Source organism: Streptococcus chosunensis (assembly GCF_003626515.1).
GTDB classification, from domain to species: Bacteria; Bacillota; Bacilli; order Lactobacillales; family Streptococcaceae; genus Streptococcus; species Streptococcus chosunensis.
Map to the genome: position 1 here is coordinate 1 of NZ_RBCK01000001.1, position 12,695 is coordinate 12,695.

The 12,695-nt window shown below is 42.4% G+C and carries 11 protein-coding genes, 17 tRNA genes, 1 rRNA gene and 1 pseudogene; 28 read left to right on the forward strand and 2 right to left on the reverse strand.

Annotated elements, in window-relative coordinates; genetic code table 11:
- From rrf to D7D54_RS00090, 18 genes are all read left to right on the forward strand, one after another.
- A 5S ribosomal RNA gene (gene rrf, locus D7D54_RS00005) occupies nt 1-92 on the forward strand; the annotation flags it as partial.
- A 4-nt stretch (nt 93-96) separates the two neighbouring features.
- Nucleotides 97-169, forward strand: a tRNA-Val gene (locus tag D7D54_RS00010).
- A 2-nt stretch (nt 170-171) separates the two neighbouring features.
- Nucleotides 172-244: transfer RNA gene (locus D7D54_RS00015), tRNA-Asp, on the forward strand.
- Nucleotides 245-268: 24 nt separating this feature from the next.
- Nucleotides 269-341: transfer RNA gene (locus D7D54_RS00020), tRNA-Lys, on the forward strand.
- A 5-nt stretch (nt 342-346) separates the two neighbouring features.
- Nucleotides 347-428, forward strand: a tRNA-Leu gene (locus D7D54_RS00025).
- 18 nt (nt 429-446) lie between these two features.
- A tRNA-Thr gene (locus tag D7D54_RS00030) sits at nt 447-519 on the forward strand.
- A gap of 22 nt (nt 520-541) precedes the next feature.
- Nucleotides 542-613: transfer RNA gene (locus D7D54_RS00035), tRNA-Gly, on the forward strand.
- A gap of 7 nt (nt 614-620) precedes the next feature.
- Nucleotides 621-706 (forward strand) — tRNA-Leu (locus D7D54_RS00040).
- Nucleotides 707-717: 11 nt separating this feature from the next.
- Nucleotides 718-791, forward strand: a tRNA-Arg gene (locus D7D54_RS00045).
- A 15-nt stretch (nt 792-806) separates the two neighbouring features.
- Nucleotides 807-880: transfer RNA gene (locus D7D54_RS00050), tRNA-Pro, on the forward strand.
- Nucleotides 881-885: 5 nt separating this feature from the next.
- Nucleotides 886-959, forward strand: a tRNA-Met gene (locus D7D54_RS00055).
- Between the two features lie 13 nt (nt 960-972).
- A tRNA-Ile gene (locus tag D7D54_RS00060) sits at nt 973-1,046 on the forward strand.
- Nucleotides 1,047-1,058: 12 nt separating this feature from the next.
- Nucleotides 1,059-1,148 (forward strand) — tRNA-Ser (locus D7D54_RS00065).
- 10 nt (nt 1,149-1,158) lie between these two features.
- A tRNA-Met gene (locus D7D54_RS00070) sits at nt 1,159-1,232 on the forward strand.
- A gap of 3 nt (nt 1,233-1,235) precedes the next feature.
- Nucleotides 1,236-1,308 (forward strand) — tRNA-Phe (locus tag D7D54_RS00075).
- 20 nt (nt 1,309-1,328) lie between these two features.
- Nucleotides 1,329-1,399, forward strand: a tRNA-Gly gene (locus tag D7D54_RS00080).
- Between the two features lie 39 nt (nt 1,400-1,438).
- Nucleotides 1,439-1,512: transfer RNA gene (locus D7D54_RS00085), tRNA-Ile, on the forward strand.
- Nucleotides 1,513-1,518: 6 nt separating this feature from the next.
- A tRNA-Ser gene (locus tag D7D54_RS00090) sits at nt 1,519-1,606 on the forward strand.
- Nucleotides 1,607-1,793: 187 nt separating this feature from the next.
- Here the strand turns inward: D7D54_RS00090 and birA are convergent.
- The gene (gene birA, locus D7D54_RS00095) at nt 1,794-2,729 is read right to left on the reverse strand and encodes a bifunctional biotin--[acetyl-CoA-carboxylase] ligase/biotin operon repressor BirA (RefSeq protein ID WP_020901620.1); all 936 of its coding nucleotides are present in this window, start codon (nt 2,727-2,729) and stop codon (nt 1,794-1,796) included.
- 270 nt (nt 2,730-2,999) lie between these two features.
- Between birA and D7D54_RS00100 the strand changes: the two genes are divergently transcribed.
- From D7D54_RS00100 to pnuC, 9 genes and pseudogenes are all read left to right on the forward strand, one after another.
- The gene (locus tag D7D54_RS00100) at nt 3,000-4,193 is read left to right on the forward strand and encodes an O-antigen ligase family protein (protein ID WP_020901621.1); all 1,194 of its coding nucleotides are present in this window, start codon (nt 3,000-3,002) and stop codon (nt 4,191-4,193) included.
- Between the two features lie 144 nt (nt 4,194-4,337).
- Entirely contained in the window at nt 4,338-4,781 is a 444-nt protein-coding gene (locus tag D7D54_RS00105) for a MarR family winged helix-turn-helix transcriptional regulator (protein WP_020901622.1), read from the forward strand.
- 72 nt (nt 4,782-4,853) lie between these two features.
- The gene (locus tag D7D54_RS00110; RefSeq protein WP_020901623.1) at nt 4,854-5,582 is read left to right on the forward strand and encodes an ATP-binding cassette domain-containing protein; all 729 of its coding nucleotides are present in this window, start codon (nt 4,854-4,856) and stop codon (nt 5,580-5,582) included.
- The gene (locus D7D54_RS00115; RefSeq protein ID WP_120718556.1) at nt 5,575-7,095 is read left to right on the forward strand and encodes an ABC transporter permease/substrate-binding protein; all 1,521 of its coding nucleotides are present in this window, start codon (nt 5,575-5,577) and stop codon (nt 7,093-7,095) included. Before D7D54_RS00110 ends, D7D54_RS00115 begins: the two co-directional genes overlap by 8 nt.
- Nucleotides 7,096-7,432: 337 nt before the next feature.
- A complete protein-coding gene (locus D7D54_RS00120) occupies nt 7,433-8,035 on the forward strand; it encodes an ECF transporter S component (protein WP_120718557.1) in 603 nt (200 codons plus the stop codon).
- Nucleotides 8,035-8,826 (forward strand): energy-coupling factor transporter transmembrane component T, encoded by a 792-nt coding sequence (locus D7D54_RS00125; RefSeq protein ID WP_180948053.1) that lies wholly within the window; start codon nt 8,035-8,037, stop codon nt 8,824-8,826. The genes D7D54_RS00120 and D7D54_RS00125 overlap by 1 nt, the downstream gene beginning before the upstream one ends.
- Nucleotides 8,802-9,638 carry an ABC transporter ATP-binding protein gene (locus D7D54_RS00130; protein ID WP_020901625.1) on the forward strand — a complete coding sequence of 279 codons (837 nt, stop codon included), beginning with the start codon at nt 8,802-8,804 and terminating at the stop codon, nt 9,636-9,638. The genes D7D54_RS00125 and D7D54_RS00130 overlap by 25 nt, the downstream gene beginning before the upstream one ends.
- Nucleotides 9,625-10,425, forward strand: coding sequence for an energy-coupling factor ABC transporter ATP-binding protein (locus tag D7D54_RS00135; RefSeq protein ID WP_020901626.1), 801 nt, complete (start codon nt 9,625-9,627; stop codon nt 10,423-10,425). Before D7D54_RS00130 ends, D7D54_RS00135 begins: the two co-directional genes overlap by 14 nt.
- Nucleotides 10,426-10,745: 320 nt before the next feature.
- A pseudogene (gene pnuC, locus D7D54_RS00140) lies at nt 10,746-10,949 on the forward strand (nicotinamide riboside transporter PnuC); the annotation flags it as partial.
- Between the two features lie 166 nt (nt 10,950-11,115).
- Here the strand turns inward: pnuC and D7D54_RS00145 are convergent.
- Nucleotides 11,116-11,652: a TetR/AcrR family transcriptional regulator gene (locus D7D54_RS00145; RefSeq protein ID WP_031237576.1), complete on the reverse strand. Its 537-nt coding sequence runs from the start codon at nt 11,650-11,652 to the stop codon at nt 11,116-11,118.
- A 132-nt stretch (nt 11,653-11,784) separates the two neighbouring features.
- Between D7D54_RS00145 and D7D54_RS00150 the strand changes: the two genes are divergently transcribed.
- A complete protein-coding gene (locus tag D7D54_RS00150; protein ID WP_020901629.1) occupies nt 11,785-12,675 on the forward strand; it encodes a cation diffusion facilitator family transporter in 891 nt (296 codons plus the stop codon).
- Nucleotides 12,676-12,695: the final 20 nt, after the last annotated feature.

Sequence of the window (12,695 nt, forward strand, 5' to 3'; positions counted from 1 at the left end):
ACACCTGTACCCATGCCGAACACAGAAGTTAAGCCCTAGAACGCCGGAAGTAGTTGGGGGTTGCCCCCTGTGAGATATGGAAGTCGCTTAGCTCTAGGGAGTTTAGCTCAGCTGGGAGAGCATCTGCCTTACAAGCAGAGGGTCAGCGGTTCGATCCCGTTAACTCCCAAAGGTCCCGTAGTGTAGCGGTTATCACGTCGCCCTGTCACGGCGAAGATCGCGGGTTCGATTCCCGTCGGGACCGTTTAAGATAACGTAAGTTATTTTAGACTCGTTAGCTCAGTTGGTAGAGCAATTGACTTTTAATCAATGGGTCACTGGTTCGAGCCCAGTACGGGTCATATATGCGGGTTTGGCGGAATTGGCAGACGCACCAGATTTAGGATCTGGCGCTTAACGGCGTGGGGGTTCAAGTCCCTTAACCCGCATTAAGATATAATAAATGAGCCGGCTTAGCTCAGTTGGTAGAGCATCTGATTTGTAATCAGAGGGTCGCGTGTTCAAGTCATGTAGCCGGCATTTTTAGATAGAAGAAAACAGTGCGAACGTAGTTCAGTGGTAGAACACCACCTTGCCAAGGTGGGGGTCGCGGGTTCGAATCCCGTCGTTCGCTTAGAGAGGCCGGGGTGGCGGAACTGGCAGACGCACAGGACTTAAAATCCTGCGATTGGTAACGATCGTACCGGTTCGATTCCGGTCCTCGGCATAAACTAATGAGCACCCTTAGCTCAACTGGATAGAGTACCTGACTACGAATCAGGCGGTTAGAGGTTCGACTCCTCTAGGGTGCATTTTTCTATTTAACTCGGGAAGTAGCTCAGCTTGGTAGAGTACTTGGTTTGGGACCAAGGTGTCGCAGGTTCGAATCCTGTCTTCCCGATACATGGCGGTGTAGCTCAGCTGGCTAGAGCGTCCGGTTCATACCCGGGAGGTCGGGGGTTCGATCCCCTTCGCCGCTATATTGATCTTGTTGGACCTTTAGCTCAGCTGGTTAGAGCTCTCGGCTCATAACCGAGTGGTCGTAGGTTCAAGTCCTACAAGGTCCATTTAAATAATATGGAGGATTACCCAAGTCCGGCTGAAGGGAACGGTCTTGAAAACCGTCAGGCGTGTAAAAGCGTGCGTGGGTTCGAATCCCACATCCTCCTTTTGTATTAACGCGGGATGGAGCAGCTCGGTAGCTCGTCGGGCTCATAACCCGAAGGTCGTAGGTTCAAATCCTGCTCCCGCAATAAGGCTCGGTAGCTCAGTTGGTAGAGCAATGGATTGAAGCTCCATGTGTCGGCGGTTCGATTCCGTCTCGCGCCATTTTTATTAATAGTATGTATGCGGGTGTAGTTTAGTGGTAAAACTACAGCCTTCCAAGCTGTTGTCGCGAGTTCGATTCTCGTCACCCGCTTTGAACTTTGTTCAAATTACATTACCAAGTTTTTAACTTGGGCGCGTAGCTCAGGTGGTTAGAGCGCACGCCTGATAAGCGTGAGGTCGGTGGTTCGAGTCCACTCGTGCCCATTAATAGGAGAATTACTCAAGAGGCTGAAGAGGACGGTTTGCTAAATCGTTAGGTCGGGTAACTGGCGCAAGGGTTCGAATCCCTTATTCTCCGTTTGTATGAGGGTTTATAACCCTCTTTTTTTATATTTTTAAGAATAGTAGAATAAAAACTTCAGATTTGTAAAACTTAATTGGATTACTTATCTGAAGTTTTTTTGGGCTCTTTGTCAACTGTAGTTGGCTGCAGAAAAGCTAAAATCTTTATATATTGTCGATTTTATGGTTGTGCTAGTTTATTATTACTTCCAACTCTTGAGTGAAATTTCTCCGCTATTGAGCCAGATTTCTTTTCCGTTATCACATTGAACTAAAAGTTTGCCATTTTCTGAGATATCTTTAGCCAGTCCCTTGTGGTCTTTTTGATCTAGTGTAAAAGTAACTTCTTTTCCTAGAACGAATGACTGTTTTTTGTATAGGTATAATAGTTCTTCTGCTGGTGTTTCGAAGAAAGTGCGCCAGATTTCTATGATTAATTCATTTCTGGTAATAGGTGCTGGTGTTTTAAATAAACTAGCAGCTTTTTCTTTTAATTCTTGAGGGAAGTCTTTAATAGCAAAGTTGATTCCTACTCCAATAATGATATCTGTGACTAAGCCAGTTTCTACAGACGTCATTGCCTCAGTAAGGATTCCTCCAATTTTATGATTGTTTAGGTAGATATCATTGACCCATTTTATGTCGACATCTATTAATGTTAGGTTCTTAATGGCTTTGTAGATAGCTCCTGCTACAAGTAGTGTGTAGGATGGTAATTGGTCATAGGGGAGATTGGGTTTAAGATGGAGTGTCATATAAATACCACCTTGGGGTGAGTAGAAAGAACGTTGAAAACGACCTCGTCCTGCTGTTTGATAGGAAGCTAGATAGAGAGTGTTTGCTTCATCCCCTAAATCAATTGCTTCTTTTGCATCCAGTTGTGTTGATTTTGTTTCGGGTTTAAAACTGATTTTAATTGGAAGATTTTCTTCTAGAATCTCTGGAATAATAAGGTCTCCATTTATCAGTTTATATCCTTTGTTTTTGATGCTATCAATTTCAATACCTTCTTGTTCTAGACGCTTAATGGCTTTCCAAATTGATGTTCGGGTCAGTGATAGTTCTTCTGCAATCTTTTCTCCGCTGATATAGTCGGTTTCTTTAGCTAGAATTTGGTAGACGGCTTGGTAGGATTTCATAGTGTTTCCTTTCTTTAGGAATAGTATGTGATTTGAATCTAGTTTGGCTAGTTGCTTAATTACTACTATTTTAACATATGCCTAGTATTTACGGTATGATTTTCTTAGAGTAAATGTAGTCATTAAGCTTGAATTTTGAAATCTCAGTATTTTTGCTCCCTTTTTTACTTAGGAAGCGTTTCCTTTGTTTTCAAATTGCTAAAAAAGTGGTACAATATAGGATAGCTTACTATTATCTGAATCAGTTGATTTGGAGAGAAAGGATTCATTTTGAAATCAATAGGCTTTATTGAAAAGCTGAAAGGGTTGTCTAGTAAAGAGCTGATTTTATTGGGAATTATCTTGAGTATCTTTTTACCCTTTTATCTTTTTGTAGTTGTATTCTGTTTATATATTATTAGTTTGATTTTTACAGGAGACATGAAAAGTATTCTTCAGAAAATGGGGGAGCATCCGATGCTGCTTCTTTTTCTTGGCTATAGTACTGTTATATCCATTTTTGCACAAAATTGGATGGGTCTTGTGGCTTCAGTAGGAATTTTTCTATTTACTGTTTTCTTTTTGCACTATCAGTCGATTTTATCACATAAATTCTTTCGATTGATTTTGCAGCTCGTCTTGTTTGGTAGCGTGTTGTCAGCTGCTTTTGCGAGTTTAGAACATTTCCAAATTGTGAAGAAATTCAACTATGCTTTTCTTTCACCCAATATGCAGGTCTGGCATCAGAATCGGGCAGAAGTGACCTTTTTTAATCCTAATTATTATGGAATTATTTGTTGTTTCTGTATCATGATTGCCTTCTATCTGTTTACAACGACCAAATTGAATTGGTTGAAAGTATTCTGTGCGTTTGCAGGCTTTGTGAATCTCTTTGGTTTGAACTTTACTCAAAATCGAACTGCCTTTCCTGCTATTATCGCTGGAGCAATCATCTATCTCTTTACGACCATTAAAAACTGGAAGGCCTTTTGGCTTAGTATTGGGGTCTTTGCGATTGGCTTGAGCTTCCTCTTTTCCAGTGATTTGGGAGTTCGGATGGGGACTTTAGACTCTTCTATGGAAGAACGAATTTCTATCTGGGATGCTGGGATGGCCTTATTTAAGCAAAATCCTTTCTGGGGTGAAGGGCCATTGACTTACATGCACTCGTATCCTCGGATAAATGCTCCTTATCATGAACATGCTCACAGTCTTTATATTGATACGATTCTGAGTTACGGAATTGTGGGGACTATTTTATTAGTTTTGTCTTCTGTTGCTCCTGTTCGCTTGATGATGGATATGAGCCAGGAGTCGGGGAAACGTCCGATTATTGGTCTTTATCTATCTTTCCTTACAGTGGTTGCTGTGCACGGAATCTTTGACTTGGCCCTCTTCTGGATTCAGTCAGGTTTCATTTTCTTGCTAGTTATGTGCAGTATTCCATTGGAGCATCGAACGTTGGTATCGGACATGACGGATTAAGTTTATAAGATTGAAATCTTCTACCTTGAGTAGGAGATTTTTTACTGAGAAAAAATAGTTCTAAATCGAAATAGTTGACAATTGAAATAATAAGTATTATAATGTTTTTTATTCGTATCGATATAGAAATAAATTGGAGGTTTCATGAAATATTGTCATTTGGTAGCCCATCATATTCGTTTGTTGAATGGGCGGATTTTTCAAAAGTTACTAAGACAAGACCCTGACTCTCTTTATCGGAGTGAACAGGGAAAGATTTTAGCGGTTTTATGGAATAGTGAGACGGGCTGTGCAACTGCGACAGATATTGCACTTGCGACTGGGCTTGCTAACAATACACTGACGACTATGATAAAAAAGCTAGAGGAACAAAATCTTATAACTGTCAGTCCGTGTGGAGAAGATAAGCGTAAGAAGTATTTAGTTTTAACAGAGTTGGGCAAGTCTCAGAAAGAAGTTGGGCAACGTGTCAGTCAGAGATTGGATACTATCTGTTACAAAGGATTTTCAGAGGAAGAAATTCGCCAATTTGAAGCTTTTCAAGAAAGAATTTTGGCTAATCTGAAAGAGCAGGAAAATGAGGTTTAGAATGGGGTAAATTAGTTATTAAAAGTTTGGTAACTTGACCAACCGAGGAAAATTTTAAATTGAGGACAAAGAATGATTGAATACAAAAATGTAGCGCTACGCTATACAGAAAAAGATGTTTTGAGTGATGTCAATTTACAGATTGAGAATGGGGAGTTTATGGTTTTAGTTGGGCCATCTGGCTCAGGTAAGACGACCATGATCAAGATGGTCAACCGCCTCTTGGAACCAACTGATGGAAATATTTATATGGATGGCAAGCGAATCAAAGATTATGATGAGCGTGAACTTCGTCTTTCTACTGGTTATGTTTTACAGGCTATTGCTCTATTTCCTAATCTAACGGTCGCGGAAAATATTGCCCTGATTCCTGAGATGAAGGGGTGGAGCAAGGAAGATATTGCTAAGAAAACAGAAGAGCTTTTGGCTAAGGTTGGCTTGCCAGTAGCTGAGTATGGGCATCGTTTGCCTAGTGAATTATCTGGTGGGGAGCAACAGCGTGTTGGTATTGTTCGTGCTATGATTGGTCAGCCTAAGATTCTCCTCATGGATGAACCTTTTTCAGCCTTGGATGCTATTTCTCGCAAACAGTTACAGGTTCTGACGAAAGAATTGCATAAAGAGTTTGGGATGACAACGATTTTTGTGACCCATGATACGGATGAAGCCTTGAAATTGGCAGACCGTATTGCTGTCTTGCAGGATGGAGAGATTCGCCAGGTGGCGAATCCCGAGACGATTTTAAAAGCTCCTGCCACAGAATTTGTAGCAGACTTGTTTGGAGGTAGTGTTCATGACTAATTTAATTGCAACTTTTCAGGATCGTTTTAGTGATTGGTTGACAGCTCTATCTCAACATTTGCAGTTGTCACTTTTGACCTTGTTACTGGCCATTTTTATAGCGATTCCCTTGGCTGTTTATCTTCGCTATCATGAGAAGTTGGCGGATTGGGTCTTACAGATTGCAGGGATTTTCCAGACCATCCCGTCTCTGGCCTTGTTAGGACTCTTTATCCCCTTGATGGGAATTGGAATCTTGCCTGCTTTGACAGCTCTAGTGATTTATGCGATCTTTCCGATTTTACAAAATACCATCACTGGACTCAAGGGAATTGATCCAAGTCTACAAGAGGCTGGGATTGCCTTTGGGATGACTAGGTGGGAGCGACTCAAGAAGTTTGAAATTCCACTTGCAATGCCTGTTATGATGTCTGGGATTAGGACGGCAGCTGTCTTAATTATCGGTACGGCAACCTTGGCGGCCTTGATCGGTGCAGGGGGACTGGGTTCCTTTATCCTTTTGGGAATTGACCGTAATAATGCCAGTCTGATTTTGATTGGGGCCCTTTCTTCTGCAGTGCTTGCCATTGCCTTTAACTTCCTGCTAAAAGTGATGGAAAAAGCAAAATTGCGGACGATTTTCTCTGGTTTTGCCTTGGTGACAATATTGCTCGGTCTGTCTTATAGTCCAGCCCTTTTGGCTCAAAAAGAGAAAGAAAACTTGGTTATTGCTGGGAAATTGGGTCCAGAACCAGAAATTTTGGCCAATATGTATAAGTTACTGATTGAAGAAAATACCAGTATGACTGCGACTGTTAAACCGAATTTTGGGAAAACAAGCTTTCTCTATGAAGCTCTGAAAAAAGGCGATATTGACATCTATCCTGAATTTACTGGTACGGTGACTGAAAGTCTGCTTCAACCATCACCGAAAGTGAGTCATGAGCCAGAGCAGGTTTATCAGGTAGCGCGTGATGGTATTGCCAAACAGGATCATCTAGCCTATCTCAAACCCATGTCTTATCAAAATACCTATGCTGTAGCTGTTCCGAAAAAGATTGCTCAAGAATATGGCTTGAAGACCATTTCGGACTTGAAAAAAGTGGAAGGGCAGTTGAAGGCAGGTTTTACACTCGAGTTTAACGACCGTGAAGATGGAAATAAGGGCTTGCAGTCAATGTATGGTCTCAATCTCAATGTGGCGACCATGGAACCAGCCCTTCGCTATCAGGCAATTCAGTCAGGTGATATTCAAATCACGGACGCCTATTCGACTGATGCGGAATTGGAGCGTTATGATTTACAGGTCTTGGAAGATGACAAACAACTCTTCCCGCCTTATCAAGGGGCACCACTGATGAAAGAAGCTCTTCTCAAGAAACATCCAGAGTTGGAAAGAGTTCTTAATAAATTGGCTGGTAAGATTACAGAAAGTCAGATGAGCCAACTTAACTATCAAGTGGGTGTCGAAGGCAAGTCAGCAGAACAAGTAGCCAAGGAATTTCTACAAGGACAAGGTTTGTTGAAGAAATAACTTAAAAATGCTGAACTCAACTTCCTTAAACGACTAAATAGAAGAATGCTCAGACAATTTCGTCTGAGCATTTTTATGTTAGAGTTATTAAATGTCCTCTAAAATGGAAAGAAAGAGAAAATTTTCAGGATTTTCTAAAATTTTACTGTAAATACACTTGACTATTCACAAAATAGGTGTATAATGTGTTGTGAACTACTTAACAAATAAGGATTTTCCAGCTCATGTCGACTAAGGATGGAAATCTTGTGTATAGACAGTTCAGTAGATATATAATAGAGCGTTGCGTCCGAAAGTCTATCCAGACACGGCTCTTTAAAAACAAAAGGAGAAGATTATGAAAACAGAACCGATTCATCGTACCAGTATGTGGAAATTTAAGTTAAGTGCTGCCACCATGACTTTGATTCCCGCTGCCGTGGGGATTAACTATGTTGCCAAAGCCTTGGCGGAGGGGTTAAAGTTGCCCGTTTGGCTGGGGTCTTTGGGAACCTTTCTTACCAGCATGTTGGCTGGGCCGGTTGCCGGTGCCATTAGTGGTTTCATCAACAACGTGATCTATGGGCTGACCTTATCGCCAATTTCAACCGTGTATGCGATTACCAGTATCGGAATTGGGATTGCTGTCGGAGTTTTGCACGCCAATGGGTGGTTCTCGTCAGCGCGACGAGTATTTGTTTCTGCTATTATTATTGCCATCGTTTCAGCTGTCATTTCAACGCCTCTCAATGTCATCTTTTGGGGTGGTCAGACCGGTATCGCTTGGGGTGACTCATTGTTTGCGGTAATGGTCGCCAATCATGTACCAGTGTGGCTGGCCTCATTTACCGATGAGTTTGTCTTGGATATTTTGGATAAAGTCTGCGTGGCCTACCTGGCATTCTTCATCTATCGTCAGCTGCCGAAGCGGATGGAGCACTTCTTTAGAGATGATAAATGATGACTGATAAAACATTGATTTCTGGAGCGCCACGGGTCAAGCTCAAGTGGTACCAGGTGATCGATCCGATTACTAAGCTCTTGTTCATCTTGGACATGACGTTGTTGAGCTTTGCCAGTATGAATTTATTGCTTCAGGCCGGATTAATTCTTGTCGCAACACTGCTATTGTTATTTTCCAAATTGAGTTCTACCACCTTTAAGGCGCTGGGATTCAGCCTGTTTCTGATTTGCACCATGCTGATCATCCAAGGGTTATTTTACAGTCAGAATCAAACTGTGCTGTTTTCTGTGCTTGGGGTGTCGTTCTACAAAGAAGGCCTGATTTACGCCACCACTCTGGGTTGTCGAGTATTGGTGATTATTTTGACCAGTGGCTTTTTTATGGTGACCACGAGTATTTCAGAAAACGCGGCCTATTTGGAACTGTCCGGATTGTCTTATAAAACCGTCTACGTTCTGATGTCGGTGTGTTATATTTTGCCGGAAATGATGCGCAATATGCGGAAAATCCAGCAGGCACAAAAAGTTCGCGGAACCAATCCGCAAAAAACGTTGATTCAGAAATTAAAGTCAGTCCTGCCGGTTCTGATTCCATTGGTGATTAAGACCTTGGATCAATCGATGACGCGGTCGATTTCTCTCCAACTGAGAGGTTTTGATAATCTCAACCGGACTGTCAGAACCTCCCAGCGCGTGTATCGCCTGTCGCGGACGCTGCACATTGGTCTGACTGGATTGGCAATTTTATTGATTGGGTGGAAGATATGGACGAAGATAAACGGATTGTAATTGAAAATTTGACCACCCGTTATCCGGGTACTGAGCAACCACAACTGCGTCAGATTAACGCGGAGGTTCATACCGGCCAGGTGGTTGGGATTATCGGGAATAGCCACTCTGGCAAATCGACTTTGTGCCGTGTGCTGGCAGGGGTCATTCCCAAAATTGTGTCTGCTGAGATTGAGGGCGACTGGCACATGTTTGGCCAGCGAGTGTCCGACAATTGGCCCGTTTATAATGCCATGAATGGAGTTGTACTGCAAAATCCAGCTGGCCAACTAAGCGGGTTGGCAGATACGGTTGCCGATGAAATCGCCTTTGACTTGATTAATCAGGGAATGGCTGAAGGACTGATTCAAAAACGGGTTGAAGAAGTTGCCACGCAAATGGGGTTGATTGAACAGCTGAATTTGCGTCCCGAGAGCCTTTCCGGTGGTCAGATCCAGCGGTTGGCAATTGCCACGGCGATTGTGGCTAATCCGGCTGTTTTGATTATGGATGATCCGACCAGTGAGATGGATCCCCTTGGCCGCCGGCAATTTTTCCAATGGCTGGCCCAAGTCAAAGAGACGACTGTCTTCATTGTCACCAGTGAAATTGACGATTTGTGCGAAGTCGCCGACGTTGTGTGGGTGCTGCACGAGGGTCAAATGGTAGCCCAGGGCAGGCCGGGTGAGGTGTTTAATCATTTGGTAGCTGACTGGCAGATTCCAGCCCCGACAATCCAGCAACTTGCTCAAAAAATGGATTGGCACTTGGCTGATGGCCGGTATCCGGTGAATTACGCTGATCTGAAGGAGGTTCGTTATGTCCACAATTGAACTGAGCCACCTGACGTTCACTTATCCGGAACGGTCCTTTAGCTTGGATGTTGAAGACAAACACTTCGCCGATCCGATGGTGGCGATTGTCGGCCAAAATGGTGCCGGCAAATCAACGCTCTTCAAATTGTTGACGGGCTTACTGACACCACAAACCGGTGTGATTAAGATCGATGGAGAAAATTTTAATGATCTTAAACCAGTCGAAAAGTTACTGAAGGTTGGGATTACTTTTCAGAATCCTGACGATCAGCTTTTCAATCCGAACGTTCAACGAGAGGTGGAGTGGAGTGTTGCGCAGGTCATGGATGACCACGACACGATTACGAGGCGGGCTTTAGAGGCTCTAAAAAGAGTTGGCTTGGATGATAAAACAGCTGAAAGTCCATATGACCTGTCATTGTCGGAACGCAAGCTGTTGAGCGTTGCCACAGTTTTGGCAGTGGATCCGGCGATTTATTTATTTGATGAGCCGATGATGTCGCTTGATTGGGAAAGCCGGCGCAAGTTGACCGCAATTTTCCATCAGTTGGCTGATTCGGGCCACCAAGTTGTGACCATCACCCATGACATGGATTGGGTCGCCGCCGAGTTTGAGTCGGTATATGTTATGGAACACGGGAAGTTTAGCTTCGCCGGCAGTCCACGGGAATTGTTCAGCGATCGCGAACTTGTCCAGCGAGTGGGATTACTACCACCACGGATTATGGACATAGCGGAGTCGCTGGGTGATTCACAGACATATTTATCGGTTAATGATTATTGCCAGAAAAATCGAGATGTATAGAAAAAGTCACCTCTGCGGGTTTTCCAGGTTGAAGGATTAACTTCAACTTCTGGCAAGAACTCACATGGGTGACTTTTGTGTTTAATAACGTTTCATGATCATCGGGTGCTTCCTCAGATCACTCGGTTTGATTTTACTTTGTTTCATGGTCATAATCATATACCATTTCTTTTGGATTTTTTGTTTGACTAATACAAAATAGGTCTTCATAGGTCTTCGCATTTTTAGCGCCCATTAGGATCATCAGTATAATTTTCTGAATTAGGAGACTGTCCCATCACTATTCGAACTTCGTCTCCCAACTTACGCTGTTCTCATTCAATGGTGTAGGCCAAATCCTCATGACAGCTGTTTACCGTGAACAATGGATATTCTGGGCAGCAACTAATGTCTTTTCAATCTATCTCTGGTGGGGAGAAAGCCTGCAAATCCAAGGGAAATACTTGATTTATCTCATTAACAGTATAGTTGGTTGGTATCAATGGAGCAAGGCTGCTAAGCAGAATACGGATTTACCTAACTAAGAATAGATGTTTGAAAGTACTGTTTTAAGTTTTGGGATAAAACAGACAGAGTTGATAATCAAGGATTTTATATTATGAAAAAGAGGATCGGCGGGTCCTCTTTTGTTGTTGAAAAGATAAAAAACTCAGTAACCAAGAAATAAGGCAACTGAGCTCTATTTGCTATTCAATTTTTAGGAATGAGAAGGTCTAGATAAAATTGGACAACTTCCTGGTCTGTAAAGTCTTGTCCTTTTTTGAGCCACCAGGTCAATGTCTCGACAAAGTTGGACACGACTAAGTGTTGGAGGTAAGAAGTAGGTAGATTAGGGTGAGCTTCTTTTAAATCATTAGCCATCAGGGAATAGACATGGTGTTCTAGCTCTTTATGGAGTTGACGGAGGAAGTAGTCATTTTTGGAAAATAGCAGACTGGTGATATGGTCTTGATTTTTCTGAAAATGCAGAAAGAGGTGGGCGAGATAATCCTCGGTTGAAATGGACTCCTCTCTTTCAAAGAGGTGATGGAAGAGGTAGCGGCAAAGCTCGTCCAGAAGTAGTTCCTTGCTCTCATAGTGACAGTAAAAGGTGGATCGTCCCACATCTGCGAGATCAATGATATCCTGAACTGTAGTGGATTCGTAGCCCTTCTCGTTCAAAAGTTGTAGAAAAGCTTGATAGATGGCTTTTTTTGTTTTGCTGATACGGCGGTCAATATTAGTCATATGGACATTTGAGGCAAATTGTTCAGAACTGAATAAAGCTGACATTTTGCTTCTATCCTTTCTTTGAGTTTTAGTAGATAATAATAATGAACAAGGTGTTCATAAATCTATTATAACAAAGGAATGAGAAAGATGAAGGCAAAATATACTGTTTGGGTAGCTTTTTTCTTAAATTTAAGCTATGCTATTGTTGAGTTTATCGCAGGAGGCATCTTTGGTTCGAGTGCTGTTCTTGCTGATTCTGTCCATGACTTGGGAGATGCTATAGCTATTGGCATATCGGCCTTTTTAGAAACAATCTCAAATAGAGAAGAAGATAGGCAGTACACCTTGGGTTACAAGCGATTTAGTCTTTTAGGGGCACTTGTGACTGCTGTGATTCTTATCACAGGATCCATCCTAGTGATTTTGGAAAATATAACTAAACTTTTTAATCCACAGCCCGTTAATGATGAAGGTATCCTCTGGCTAGGGATCATTGCAGTCAGTATTAATGTGCTAGCTAGTCTAGTAGTTCGCAAGGGAAAGACAAAGAACGAGTCAATTCTCAGCCTGCACTTTTTTGAAGATACTCTTGGTTGGTTGGCTGTCATTCTAATGGCGATTATCCTCCGATTTACAGATTGGTATATTCTTGATCCGCTCTTATCTCTTGTCATTTCCATCTTCATTCTAACAAAAGCCATTCCACGTTTTTGGTCTACACTCAAGATTTTCTTGGACGCTGTGCCGGAAGGAGTAGAGACTGGTGATTTGGAGAAGGATTTGGATGCTCTGACCAATGTCAAAAGTGTCAATCAACTTAGTATTTGGTCCATGGATGGTCTGGAAAATAATGCCATTATCCATCTCTGTTTAGAAGATTGGGAGCAGATGACGGAAACAAAGAATCAAGTGCGTCAGCTCTTAGAAGAAAGAGGTGTGCAGAATATTACAATCGAAGTGGATACCAGCCAAAGCAATCATGCGCAACATAAGCGGAGGGTAACAGCCTTAGAGCAACCCCATGGGCATCAACACTAGAAAAGAGGCTGGGGAAAAGT